10 protein-coding genes are annotated in these 13,763 nt (G+C 51.6%); all 10 read left to right on the plus strand.

The features are described 5' to 3' along the window. Nucleotides 1-109: 109 nt before the first annotated feature. Nucleotides 110-1,096, plus strand: coding sequence for a LacI family DNA-binding transcriptional regulator (locus ACFQI7_RS33960; RefSeq protein ID WP_218102571.1), 987 nt, complete (start codon nt 110-112; stop codon nt 1,094-1,096). Between the two features lie 230 nt (nt 1,097-1,326). Beyond that, complete coding sequence (locus ACFQI7_RS33965) at nt 1,327-2,658, plus strand: ABC transporter substrate-binding protein (protein ID WP_218102578.1); 1,332 nt, start codon at nt 1,327-1,329, stop codon at nt 2,656-2,658. 58 nt (nt 2,659-2,716) lie between these two features. Then, nucleotides 2,717-3,502: a hypothetical protein gene (locus ACFQI7_RS33970; RefSeq protein WP_218102579.1), complete on the plus strand. Its 786-nt coding sequence runs from the start codon at nt 2,717-2,719 to the stop codon at nt 3,500-3,502. 396 nt (nt 3,503-3,898) lie between these two features. Continuing rightward, on the plus strand, nt 3,899-6,394 hold the full coding sequence (gene spoIIE / locus ACFQI7_RS33975; RefSeq protein ID WP_218102581.1) for a stage II sporulation protein E: 2,496 nt from the start codon (nt 3,899-3,901) through the stop codon (nt 6,392-6,394). A 272-nt stretch (nt 6,395-6,666) separates the two neighbouring features. Further along, nucleotides 6,667-7,437 (plus strand): vWA domain-containing protein, encoded by a 771-nt coding sequence (locus tag ACFQI7_RS33980; protein ID WP_218102585.1) that lies wholly within the window; start codon nt 6,667-6,669, stop codon nt 7,435-7,437. Further along, nucleotides 7,421-8,332, plus strand: a complete 912-nt coding sequence (locus tag ACFQI7_RS33985; protein WP_230415612.1) for a protein kinase domain-containing protein — start codon at nt 7,421-7,423, stop codon at nt 8,330-8,332. Before ACFQI7_RS33980 ends, ACFQI7_RS33985 begins: the two co-directional genes overlap by 17 nt. 27 nt (nt 8,333-8,359) lie before the next feature. Continuing rightward, entirely contained in the window at nt 8,360-9,811 is a 1,452-nt protein-coding gene (tilS, locus tag ACFQI7_RS33990) for a tRNA lysidine(34) synthetase TilS (protein ID WP_377518356.1), read from the plus strand. Between the two features lie 43 nt (nt 9,812-9,854). Then, a complete protein-coding gene (gene hpt / locus ACFQI7_RS33995) occupies nt 9,855-10,394 on the plus strand; it encodes a hypoxanthine phosphoribosyltransferase (RefSeq protein WP_218102589.1) in 540 nt (179 codons plus the stop codon). Nucleotides 10,395-10,465: 71 nt separating this feature from the next. Then, entirely contained in the window at nt 10,466-12,424 is a 1,959-nt protein-coding gene (ftsH, locus tag ACFQI7_RS34000; protein WP_218102590.1) for an ATP-dependent zinc metalloprotease FtsH, read from the plus strand. Nucleotides 12,425-12,790: 366 nt separating this feature from the next. Beyond that, on the plus strand, nt 12,791-13,729 hold the full coding sequence (nadA, locus tag ACFQI7_RS34005) for a quinolinate synthase NadA (protein ID WP_218102591.1): 939 nt from the start codon (nt 12,791-12,793) through the stop codon (nt 13,727-13,729). Nucleotides 13,730-13,763: the final 34 nt, after the last annotated feature.

Genomic DNA, 13,763 nt, shown 5'->3' on the forward strand with positions numbered 1-13,763 from the left:
CCATCCGACCCTGCGGCTCGAATTGAAGCTGCCAGGGTCATTTTATTGTTGGCGGAGCAAGTTGACGGACAGGCGCATTGTCATTATATAAGCAAAAGGAAGAGCGACGATGAGTTCGGTAAAAGAAGTAGCGAAACGAGCGGGGGTTTCCTCCGCTACCGTGTCGAGAGTGTTGAACAAAGATCCCGCGGTCAAGCCGGAAACAAGGAACAAAGTGCTGCAAATCATTCGCGAGCTGAACTACAAGCCTAACCTGATGGCCAAAAACTTGCGGAAGCAGTCCAGCAAGACGATCGTTATGGTGCTTCCTACGATGGCCAATCCGTTTTTTGCCGGAATAGCCAGAGGAGCGCAGGCGGCGATTTCGCAAAGCGGTTATAACGTGATCATCGGGACAACGGAGTTCGATAAGCTGCAGTTGAGCACGTACGTGAATTTGCTCAATACGAATTTGGCGGACGGCCTAATCCTTGTCTCTTCGAACATGCCGAAAGAGGCGCTGCGGCAATTGGCGAAGCAGCATCCCGTCGTACTGTGCAACGAATACTACGACGATCTGGATATTCAGAGCGTCAGCATCAATAACCGTCAAGCCGGATACGACGCAACGTGTGAATTGCTTGGAAGGGGATACCGGAGTATTGGCTACATTACGGGGACAAGAGAATCGAGCTCGCTGCTCGGCCGAATGAGCGGGTATCGGGAAGCGCTGCAGGAAGCGGGCATTGCGTTCAATGCCAACCTTGTCGCCAAAGCGAAGAGCAACTATGAGCAAGTCATTGAGGTCGTAAACAGCATCGCCGACAAAGAGAAGTCCATCGAAGGAATCATCGCGAATTCGGACATGCTGGCCTCATACATATTGAAAGGAATCAAGGAAGGGGAAATTCGTCTACCCGGCCATGTAGGCTTAATCAGTTTTGACGGGACGTTCCTTTCCGAGGTGATGAATCCGGCGTTGTCGACCGTGGCGCAGCCGATGTACGACCTTGGTTTTTCATCGGTGGGACTGCTGCTCCAGAAGCTGCGGAACAAACCGGAGACAGCGGACAAGCGTCTCTTTTTGCCGCATCGGCTTATTGTTCGGGAAACATGAAAGAGTAAATCATCCATCATCCGTGCATTCTCACGGGTGATTTTTTTTGTGTGCATCGCGAAAGCGCTGCGGAATGCAACCATATGGATTAAGAGACAAGCTCCGTTGAAACTACAAAAACATCTTCTTAGAAAGATCCAATAGAATATTTTATTGACATAATCAATAAATAATATATAATAAAAAATTGATCATAAAATGTAATCGATTCCATGAAAGGGTGAGGTTTCATGAAGGGGTATCAAGAAAAAAACAGACGCCTCATGCCAAGCGGCATGTTAAGGACAGGGGCGGCAGCCATGGCGCTGATCGCACTGCTTGGCGGATGCAGCAAAGGCAAAGACAATGCGGCGGTTCAGTCCGTCGATGAAAAGCACGAGCCGGTGAACATTACGGTAGGCATTAAATCGACCGGCTATTTAAGTGAGGAGGAATTCGACAAATATATTGCTAAGCCGGTAAAGGCCAAGTATCCATGGATTACGGCGGAACGAGTCGTATACACGAATAATTCCATCAACGAGCTAGTCGTATCGGGACAAACGCCGGATATTATCATTACGAACAATGTGAACGGGATGCCGCAGCTTCGCGATCTGGATTTGCTGGATTCCTTACAAGGTTTGATGCAAAAGCAAGGGTTCGATCTTTCGCGCATTGAGCCGGAAGCGCTCGCAGCGGTCAAAGCGGCGACGAACCGTGAGGATCTCGTGGCGCTGCCGTATACCCGCAATTTTGCCGTACTTTATTATAACAAAGACATTTTTGACCGTTTCGCCGTTCCCTACCCGAAGGACGATATGACGTGGGAGCAAGTAACGGAGCTGGCCAAGAAGGTTACGCGCAGCGACGGCGGGGTGCAGTATCGGGGGCTGGAGCCGAATGTGCCGGAACGATTAGGATCTCAGTTGTCGCTTTCTTTTGTCGATAAGAACAACCGTGCAGCGGTCAATACGGATGCTTGGAAGAAAGTACTCGGCCAACTGGCGTCTATCTATGAGATCCCGGGCAACAAGGATATCAAGTATAAGAGCAAGGCGGACGATCAATTCGCAAAGGACAGGACGCTGGCGATGCTGGCCGAAATCAATATATTGTTTGACGCCAAATTAAACGAGCTCCCCGATTTGCAGTGGGATATGGTCTCTTTCCCGGTGTGGCCTGAGGCGCCTGGCGTCGGTCCGGGACCCGACGAGCATTTGATGGTGCTCAGCAAAGTAAGCAAACATAAAGAAGATGCGTTCCGGCTCATGTCGACCGTGCTCTCTGATGAAGTTCAACTTGAGATGGCAAGACAAGGCAGAATCAGCATTTTGAAAGACGGCAAGTTTCAAAAAGTATATGGAGAAGGGATGGCTTTCATGAAAGGGCGCAATGTTGGAGCCATCTTCAAAACCAAGCTTGCTAACCCTTACATACCTTCGATTTACGATTCTGCGGCGATGACGGCACTACAGAACGAATTGAAAAACGTCGTGACGAAGGGGAAAGACTTGAACTCCTCCCTGAGAGATGCCGAGGAAACGATCAACAAAAATATCGAAACGCAAATGAAAAAATAGCGATATTACCCGATCCTACACAATGGTTGTTGTAGATTGAAGGAGGAAATATTTCATCATGATCGCCATCACCAATCGGAAAGTGGCTGGCCTTACGCCCGTATGGGCGCCTTTTCACGGTTTTTCCTTGCTGTTCGATAATCCGGGGCAAAGCGTAGCGGCAGCAGATACGGAAGGAAAGCTGGAAGCAATGGCTTGCTCCCCGGATGAACCGGCCTTGTCGTTATATCGAACGTTCTGGGAGCAGTCTGGGGAGTTGGAACAGCTGCTAGCATCTTACCTGCTTTGCCCCCTGCCATTCCATTCGTATCATGTAACGGTTTGGGACGGGCTGAACGTATCGAATGTGAAGAAGATTTCGACGGCGCACAGCCGGGATGCGGAGCGTTTTGTTTCGGCGCTGCCGGAAAGTCTTCTAGTCGACAGCCCGTTCGTGCAACGGGCTAGCGGCGAAGCGATCCGGATCGATTCGGACGGCGACATCCGATTCGTATATGACGCTTTGGAGAACCGCGGCAACAGCGCGCTGGTCGTTAATGTGAAGGCGGCCGATCCGGAGTCGGCGGCCAGACTGAAGGAAGTGGAGCGGCTGCGCAGTGAGCTGAACGCCGATTTTCAGGAGCGGTTCGGAATTGCAACGGCTTCGGCGGATTATCGGCCGCATGTGTCGCTCGGCTATTTTGCCAACAAGGATCTGGGCGAACAATCCGCCGGCTCCCTTAAGCGGTTGGACGACATATTGCGGAAGCAGTCCGAAGGCAAAACCATCGCCTTCAGCAGTATTTCCTTGTATGGCATGACCGATATGCAGACGTTTATTCGAAAGCGGCAGGCCGGAACCTGACGGCGACAATATGCGGCGGCACGATGAAAATAAGCTTAGCCCGGTGTCACTTTCCCGGACTAAGCTTATTTTTTGTTGTTTTTACGAGTCAAACGCGCTCGTTGCGGCCACTGGTTTTGTCGGATGAACGGGTCAGTCCCCGCGAATCGACACGTTGTAACGTATTCAGCCGCGTTCAGTTCGGCAGTCTTTCGAACGTGCGTTCTAAAACTGTTCGACGATTTATATTTGCAAGCGCTTACAATACTTTTGATGCGTACTCTTCCTCACAATTCGCGAAGGACAACCTTTTTGTCGGAAAAAACTTTGAATCTACCAACTCATTATGACAAACTTTCCGGTAGACACCCATTATACTAAGTACCACTAATAGCTTATGGGTGGTGTAATGAGAATATGCAAAAATGGCAAACTTTTAATCAGGTGGAAACGGTTTGGTCTGGATGGATGCTTCGTGCAAAGCAGGCAGCGGGCAATGCATTTGTGAAAAACCGGCTCGTGCAGACGCTCGTCGCCAAGAAGTGGTCCATTTTGCTGCTCTTTATGGCTTTTCTGCTCGGTCGGGCGATGATACTTGACCAGCTCGCTCCGTTCGCGGTCGCTTTTTTTGCAGTCATGTACTTTTTGCGAAGGGAATTGCTGTATTGGTCGGGCGCTTTTTTGGCGGCAGGGAGTCTCTTCTCGATGGATCCGACGCACACGGGATATTTGGTCGTAGAGATGCTTGTGTTCATTCTTATTCAAAAAGGCGTGGAACGCTTTGAACGGTCCGATATTTCGTATGCGCCGGTGATCGTGTTTGCTTCCACCTTTCTTGTGCAGTTGTTCTCGCATCTGGCCGATGCCCAGCTGAGCTGGTATACATTCATGATGACCGGCGTGGAGTCCATGCTCAGTCTCATTTTGACGCACATCTTTTTACAAGCGATTCCGGTGTTCACGCTATCTCGCAAAAATTACGTTCTCAAAAACGAGGAAGTCATTTGTCTCATTATATTGCTCGCTTCGGTCATGACGGGAACCGTAGGCTGGCTGATCGGCCCCGTTACGCTCGAGCATGTGCTGTCGCGCTATTTGATTTTACTGTTCGCGCTTGTCGGCGGTGCGCCCCTTGGGGCATCGGTTGGCGTCATTACCGGACTCATTCTAAGTTTGGCGAACTCAAGCGCCATTTATCAAATGAGCCTTCTCGCGTTTGCCGGCATGCTCGCCGGCCTGCTCAAAGAAGGCAATAAAATGGCCGTATCGATCGGCATGCTGCTCGGGACGTCGATATTGTCCGTGTATTTGGGCAACCAGTCGGAAGTACTCAACTCGACGTGGGAATCCGTTGCCGCCGTCCTGCTGTTCCTCCTTACGCCGAGAGGCGTCATACAGACGCTTGCCAAATACGTTCCTGGGACGCAGGAAAATTTGAAGTCGCAGCATGACTATGCGAAGCGGGTGCGCGACGTGACAGCTGGCCGGGTTGAGCAGTTTTCGGAGGTGTTCCGGCAGCTATCCCGCAGCTTCAAGCAAATTACGGCCGAAGCGCAGCCGATGCGGCGCGAAGAAGAGGTCGGTCATTTCATGAACTCGGTTGCGGAGAAATCATGCGCCTCATGCTGGAAAAGGCAGCAATGCTGGGACGAAAAGTTTTACCAAACGTATAAATACATGACCGATATGATGACCGAAGTGGAGCTGCGGGAAAATATGACGAAGAAGGATTTGCTGCCGGAATGGAAGAAAGCGTGCGTTAAGCCGGATCAGGTGCTTGGCGTCATGAAGCAGCAGTACGATTTATATAAGAACGATCAGCATTGGAAGAAGCAGATCATCGACAGCAGGCAGCTCGTGGCGGAGCAGCTGTCGGGCGTTTCGCAGGTGATGGAGGATTTGGCCAAAGAGATCAAACGCGAAGGACAGGAGATGTTCATGCAGGAGGAGCAAATCCGCAGCGCGCTCGAAGAGCTGGGACTTTCCATTCACAGCATTGACGTGATCAGCCTTGACGAAGGGAATGTAGAAATCGAAATTATTCATCAGTATACGAAAGGGTTTGACGAATGCCGTAAAATTATTGCGCCGCTGCTCTCTGAAATTTTGGGTGAGCATATCGCTGTGAAGAACGAGCAGGCGTTGGAACGGAAAGAAGGCTACAGCACGGTGCTGTTCGGCTCCGCCAAGGAATACGAAGTGGAGACGGGCGTAGCGGGTGCGGCGAAGGGCGGCGATTTGCTGTCCGGCGACAGCTTCAGCACAACGGAGCTCGGCAACGGCAAATTCGCTGTTGCGCTTAGCGACGGCATGGGCAACGGCGAGCGGGCGCGGGCGGAGAGCAGCACGGCGCTCACCATCTTGCAGCAGCTGCTGCAGTCGGGAATGGACGAGAAGCTGGCGATCAAGTCGGTGAATTCGATTCTGATGCTGCGTTCCTCCGACGAAATATACGCGACGGTCGATGTGGCATTGATCGATCTGTACAGCGCCCAGACGACGTTCATGAAGATCGGGTCGACGCCAAGCTTTATCAAGCGCGGCAATGAGGTATTCCCGGTGACGGCCAACAACTTGCCGGTTGGCATTGTGCACGATATTGATGTCGATCTGGTCAGCATCCCGCTGCAGCACGGCGATACGCTCATTATGATCACCGACGGCATTTATGACGCTCCGGGCCATGCGGTCAACAAAGAAATATGGATAAAGCGGATGATCAGCGAAATCGATGCGGAGACGCCGCAGGATTTTGCCGATGTGCTGCTGGAGCGGGTCGTACGATATCATCACGGCGAAATCTTCGACGATATGACGGTCGTTGTCGCGCGCGTCGAGAAGTTCCAACCCGAGTGGGCGACGTTCCGCTGGCCGGGCTTGCAGCGGATCGAACGGCCGAAGACAGTCAGCTAACCGGCGGCAGAGGCGGCTTCAAATGAGCGTTATTCAGGAAAAAGCGATATAAAGCGGCGATCCGAGACGGATGCCGCTTTTTTGTGCTGTCCTCTCAGATTCACTCGTACGAGTAGCTTCCCCCTAAGAGGCTGCGCCTTTGACTGCAGGCCGCTGAATGCCATTGGCAAGCCTTCTGTTCGAACGCGCCAAGCTACAATACTGCCTCCTTAAGTTTAGAAATATTTCAAATGGAAAAACTAGAAGATAGATAGAAGGGAGGCAGGAAGCCAATGAAACAAATTATTCTCATTACCGACGGCTGCTCGAACGTGGGGATCAGTCCGGTAGTGGCGGCTGCCCATGCCAAAGCGGAAGGGATCGTCGTGCACGTCATCGGCGTATTGGACGGCGGTGGCATAGGGGAGCAGGGCGCGGAAGAAATCCAGGAGATTGCCAAAGCCGGAGGCGGCATGAGCCGGATGGTGCAGCCTGCGCAGCTGTCCCAAACCGTACAAATGATGACGCGCAAAACGGTGATTCAGACGATTCAGCAGGTGGTAAGTGAAGAATTAAGAACGATACTCGGGCATTCGAAGCTTGAAGCGCTTCCCCCGGAACAGCGGTCCGACGTTGTGCGCGTTATCGATGAGTTGACGGAGACGACAGCGCTCAAAGTGGCGCTTCTAATCGACGCCAGCGCCAGCATGAAGCCTAAGCTAAACGCCGTCAAGGACGCCATATATGATTTGCAGCTCAGTTTGCAGTCCCGTGCCGGCGAGAGCTTGCTGTCCGTTTTTCATTTCCCCGGAAATGTTTCAGGGGATCAGGAGGTGGAGATGGATCTGGATTGGACGCGAGACCTTGCAAATTTAAACCGGTTGTTTTATAAATTAAACATGAAGGGAACGACACCAACCGGTCCGGCTTTGCTGAAAGTGATTCGGTTTATAGCCGGAGATGCCGATGAGATCGAAGCGGATACGCTGCATCGGGAGGGCCGCGAAATACACAACCGTGCAAACGCAGGTAGGGATGGGATATGGAGTGACTACGTCGTTTGAGCCTGCTTTTCCGGCAGGAACCCTGATTCAGGGGAAGTGGAATAACGGCCAATACCGCATAGAAAGGCTTCTTGGCGAGGGAGCGAACGGCAGGGTCTATCTTGTTCGCAAAGGCAAACTGCACTTTGCGCTGAAATCCGGTTTTGATCCGCATGATCATCAATCGGAAGTGAACGCGCTTAAAGCGTTGTCCCGTTCTTCGAGCGCGTTTCAGCAGTTTATGGTCGATTCCGACGACTTTGTATATAAAGGGAAAGACTATCCTTTTTATGTCATGAGATACATACGAGGCAAATCGTTAACGGATTTTCTTGCAGATAACGGCCGGGACTGGGTGCATCTGGTTGGACTGCAGCTGTTGCGCAAGCTGACTGAGCTTCACGCCGGCGGCTTCGTGTTCGGCGATTTGAAAGCCGAGAATATGATTATAAGCGGCTATGGCGATACAGAGCTGATCGATTTCGGCGGACTGACCGCGAAGGGTCGCTCGATTAAGCAGTTTACGGAAGTGTATGACCGGGGATTCTGGAATGCGGGTACGCGCACCGCGGATGAGGCTTACGATTTGTTCTCCTTCGCTGTATTGCTCCTTAGCGTGACGGACCGGCAGCGGCGGCTTCAAGGCTTCAAGACGATTCTTCCGCAGAACCGCAACGTCGATACGCTGATCGAGATGCTGCGGGATAACGAACTGCTTGCGCCTGCGGCGCCGGTGCTGCGCAAAGCGCTGTTGGGCCAATACGCCGGCTCGAAGCAAGCGTTAGCCGATTGGCGGGCGCGCAGCCTCGCCAAGCGACCCGTGCGTAAAAAACCGGTAAGCGGCAACTGGATCAAATTATGCTTTGCCGCTTCGCTGCTGTTATTCGGAGCTACGGTCTATATGTTTTGGCCGTAAGTTGCTTTCAACCAAAGGAAGAGGTTTATGGGGATGGAATCTGCAGGAGAGTTGACGGCTCGCGTAGAACGGTTAATCCGCACGGAACATTTGATTTCGCCAGGGGACGGCGTCGTTGTCGCGGTATCAGGAGGGCCCGATTCCGTCGCGCTGCTGCATCTCCTTTTTGCGCTGTCCGGGCGCTATAGGTGGAGGCTCACCGTTGCCCACGTCAATCACGGCTTCCGCGGCGAGGAATCCGAACGGGAGGCTGCAATTGTGGTGGGGTTAGCGCAAGAGCTGCGGCTGCCTTGCGAGAGCGTGGATATCGATGTGCCGCGGCACATACGGGAAACCGGCAAAAATGCGCAAGTTGCCGCCAGGGAGCTGCGCTATGCATTTTTGACGGAAGTTGCGGAGCGTTCGAGTGCCAGCCGTATCGCACTGGCGCATCACGCCGACGATCAGGCGGAGACCGCGCTGATGCGGTTTATCCGCGGAACGGGGCCTTCCGGACTAGCCGGCATGCCGATGCGGCGGATGGTAAAAAATGGGTTGGAACTTATTCGCCCATTGCTTCGTATATACAAATCAGACCTGGTTGATTACTGCCATCGGCACCGCCTGCCCTATTGCACGGACAGCAGCAATTTGGAGAACAAATATTTTCGCAACCAGATGCGCAACGTAGCGCTTCCGTTTTTGAGACAGTATAATGAACAGCTGTCCTCCTCGCTGCTTCACCTTACGGAAATGGCGGCCGCGGAAAACGATTATATGGAGCGGGAAACTAGCGAAATTTTCAAGCAAATGGTGAAGCGGGATGGCGGAATCTACACCTGGTCCGCAAAATCGTTCGCAGGGGTACATGTTGCTTTACAAAGGCGTTTGATTAAACTAATATTAAATTATCTTGCCTCTGACCCGGACGGCATTGATTTTGTGACTGTTGAAGGAGCCAGGCTCGCGATTGCGGCGAAGGAGCCTTCGAATTTCCGGAGAGAGATCGGACAAAACATTACGATCGTCAGGGAATATGATCGAATTGCTGTTCATACTATGGTTTTACAGCCAGTGGCTTATGCGTATGCTGTAGAGCGGGGGAGCGAAACGATCGTCATTCCGGAGACCGGCGTCATGCTGGAGTTTCGGTGGCTGGATGGCGAAATTTCTCCTGCGCGGGGCGCTGCTCCTTACGAGGCTTGGTTTGATGCCGATGAGCTTGATTTTCCGTTGTCGGTTCGCAGCCGCAAGCCGGGGGACCGCATGAAGCCGTACGGACTAAACGGAACAAAAAAAGTAAAAGATATGTACATCGACGCAAAGATCCCTCCGCTGCTTAGGGAGCGCATACCGATAGTGGAAGATGCGAAGGGAACGGTGCTTTGGCTTCCCGGCGTCAGACGCTCGGCTCATGCCGGATGCGGCGCCAAGACGGTACACTATCTACATATGAAGCTTCACATGCCGGAGAGTCCTCTTTTCAGCATGTCAAGATAATCATAATACAACCAATTTTAACTGAAAAGTGGGAGGATCTCTCTTGCAAAACGACGTACAAGAAATACTCTACTCGGAACAACAAATTCAAGACAAAGTAAAGGAGATGGGCGCTGCGATCAGTCGGGATTTCGAGGGGCGTAATCCACTCGTGATCTGCGTATTGAAAGGAGCCTTTATTTTTATGGGCGACCTTGTCAAGCAGATTGACGTCCCGCTGGAAATTGACTTTATGGCCGTATCCAGCTACGGAGCCACGACCAAGTCGTCGGGTGTCGTTAAAATCATCAAGGATCTGGACATTTCCGTTGAGGGCAGGCATGTCCTGATCGTCGAGGACATCATCGACAGCGGGCTGACGCTCAGCTACTTGATCGACGTGCTGGAACGCCGCAATGCGCAATCGATCACGATTGCAGCCCTATTCGATAAACCGGGGCGCCGCACCGTCGATTTGGATGCGGACTACAAAGGATTTGTCATACCCGATGCATTTGTGGTCGGCTATGGGTTAGACTATGCGGAGAAGTACCGGAACTTGCCTTATGTAGGGATCTTGAAGCCAGAAGTGTACTCCCATTAGCATTTCTTGAGATGCCGAGACTTGCTGTGGTACAATATACAATGTTGCCGTTTTTTGAGAGGAGGTAGGGGATGAATCGAATTATTCGCAATACGGGCTTTTATCTGCTCATTTTTTTGGTCACCGTCGGTATCGTACATTTTATCAGCACGCAAAATGATCAGAAAGATGTCATAAGCTACGATAAGCTTCAACAAGCGTTAGCACAGAAAAATGTCGAATCCATCATTGTGAAATATGACGCTCAAACGTATTTGGTTCGGGGGAAATACAAAAACGCGCCTGCCGCGGACAAGAAAAATTTTGAGACCCGTGCACCTTACAGCGACGAAATATTCAAGATGATTCAGACGAGCGAAGTACCAAACGTGAACATTGAGAAGATGGAAGGGGACAACGTTTGGATCAGCTTCCTTACCTCCATTATTCCGTTCGTGATCATCTTCATCCTGTTCTTCTTTTTGCTGAACCAAGCCCAAGGTGGCGGCGGGAAAGTAATGAATTTCGGGAAAAGCCGGGCGCGGCTTTACAATGAAGAGAAGAAGCGGGTTACGTTCGAGGACGTCGCCGGCGCTGACGAAGAGAAGCAGGAGCTTGTCGAGGTTGTTGAATTCTTGAAAGATCCCCGGAAATTTTCGGCCGTTGGCGCCCGAATTCCAAAAGGGGTGCTTCTCGTAGGGCCTCCGGGTACAGGTAAAACATTGCTCGCCCGTGCGGTTGCCGGTGAAGCCGGTGTTCCGTTCTTCAGTATCAGCGGTTCCGATTTCGTGGAAATGTTCGTTGGGGTCGGGGCATCGCGTGTACGCGATTTGTTCGAGAATGCTAAGAAAAATGCACCGTGTATCATATTTATAGATGAGATTGATGCGGTAGGCCGTCAGCGCGGTGCCGGTCTAGGCGGCGGTCACGACGAGCGCGAGCAGACGCTTAATCAGCTTCTTGTCGAGATGGACGGCTTCGGCGCGAACGAGGGCATTATTATCGTCGCCGCAACGAACCGACCGGACATCCTGGACCCGGCGCTTCTCCGTCCAGGTCGTTTCGACCGTCAAATCACGGTAGATCGTCCGGATGTGAAAGGACGCGAAGCGGTACTTAAAGTGCACGCGCGCAACAAGCCGCTTGCCAAAGATGTAAAGCTCGAGCAGTTGTCCCGTTATACGACAGGCTTTACGGGAGCCGATCTTGAGAATTTGTTGAACGAAGCGGCATTGATCGCGGCGCGCCGCAACCGCAAAGATATATCGATGGACGAGATCGACGAAGCGTTCGATCGCGTCATCGTCGGAACGCAGAAGAAAAGCCGTGTGATCAGCGAGCGTGAGAAGCGAATGGTTGCTTTCCACGAAGCAGGTCATACGATCGTAGGCGTCCATGTCGAGAACGCCGAGATGGTGCACAAAGTGACGATCATCCCGCGCGGACGCGCAGGCGGATATGTGATGATGCTCCCTAAAGAAGGCGAAGACCGCATGATGCAGACGAAGTCCGAGCTTCTGGATAAGGTAACGGGCTTGCTTGCGGGCCGCGTTTCCGAGGAGCTGTTCATCGGTGAGGTTGGAACGGGCGCATACAGCGACTTCCAACGCGCGACCGGCATTGTCCGCCGCATGATTACCGAGTTCGGGATGAGCGACAAGCTCGGTCCGATGCAATTCGGTACGACGCAAGGCCAAGTATTCCTCGGCCGCGATATCGGGCATGAGCAGAACTACAGCGACGCCATTGCCTATGAGATCGATCAGGAAATGCAGAGCATTATTCGCGAATGCTATGATCGCGCCAAAGAAACGTTAACGAAATATGCCGACCAGGTTCGACTCATTGCCGAAACGTTGATCGAGAAAGAGACGCTCGAGAAAGAGCAGATCCGGGAATTGATCGAAAGCGGCAAACTGGGTGCGATCCAGGAACCTACGCATAAGAACGACGACGTGAAAGTGAACATCCAAAGCCAACATCAGGAATCCGGCGACAATAAGCTGGATTTCGATAAAGAAGGTACGGATGACAATAAAGACGAGAAATAACAACAAACAAACCGGTGCGGCAAGCACCGGTTTTTTGTTTGGTCACAAGGAAATATATCGCTTGCGCTATGTACGCTTCATATGATCTTAACAATCGGGTACAGTCGGGAGGACGGGGAATCCGGTTATCCTTGGTCTGGGTAAAAACGAGGGTTTGGCGAGAAACTACACCTAAGGCGAGCAGGAAGCTTCTTACCGCATTGAAATCGGCGTTTATCGGAAGTTTTCATGGTTATTTAATCATTGACACAACAGGGATCGTTGTGTAAATTAGGTGTAAATCTGCAAGCGATAAGGTGCAAACCTTTAAGCTATTTGTGAAGGTTTTCACTAACTACCAGGTGTTTAGAAAAAGGATGGTGTACCATGGAAGCATTAGCGTTGGAACGCAAGGCCGAGCAGAACAGAGAACTGAAAGAGCGAATTGCTCAGCTGAAGAAGGAACGAAACGCTATTATTCTTGCTCATTATTATCAAAGGGATGAAATTCAAGAAGTAGCCGATTTCCGCGGGGATTCGTTCCTGCTCGCACAAAAGGCGGCTTCCACCGATGCGGATGTCATCGTCTTTTGCGGCGTTCATTTTATGGGAGAAAGCGCTAAAATATTGGCCCCTAACAAAACCGTACTGATCCCGGATGAGCGTGCCGGTTGTCCTATGGCGGATATGGTGAACGTCGACGGTCTGCGTGCTTTGAAGAAGCAGCACCCGAACGCCAAAGTGGTCGCTTACATTAATACATCGGCGGACGTGAAGTCCGAGACGGACATTTGCTGTACATCCGCGAATGCGATCAAAGTCATCGAGTCGGTCGACTCGGATGAAATCATATGGGTGCCGGATAAAAATTTGGGCGACTACGTATCCAAGTTTACCGATAAAAAGATGATCATCTGGGAAGGATACTGCAACACCCACGACATGTTGACCGTAAAAGATGTAGAGGAAATGAAGGCGCAGTACCCGAATGCCCAGTTCGTCGTTCATCCGGAATGCCGTCCCGAAGTGGTCAAGATGGGTGATTTTGTCGGCAGCACGACAGCGATCATCAAATACTGCCGCGAATCGGATTGTCAGGAGTTCATCGTAGGCACGGAAGACGGAACAGGGTATCAGCTGCGGCTGGACAGCCCGAATAAAAAGTTCCACTTTGCCACGAAATATTTGGTTTGTCCGAATATGAAAGTGAACAATTTGAAAAAAGTAGTCAAATGCCTGGAGACGAACGGCCCTCAGATATACGTACCGCCTCATGTTGCCGACAAAGCCAGAGCATCCTTGGAGCGCATGCTGCAGGTCAAGTAGCATGCGCTACTTCTCTTCTTGTAAGGATAGGTGG

Source organism: Paenibacillus allorhizosphaerae (assembly GCF_042659105.1).
GTDB classification, from domain to species: domain Bacteria; phylum Bacillota; class Bacilli; order Paenibacillales; family NBRC-103111; genus Paenibacillus_G; species Paenibacillus_G allorhizosphaerae.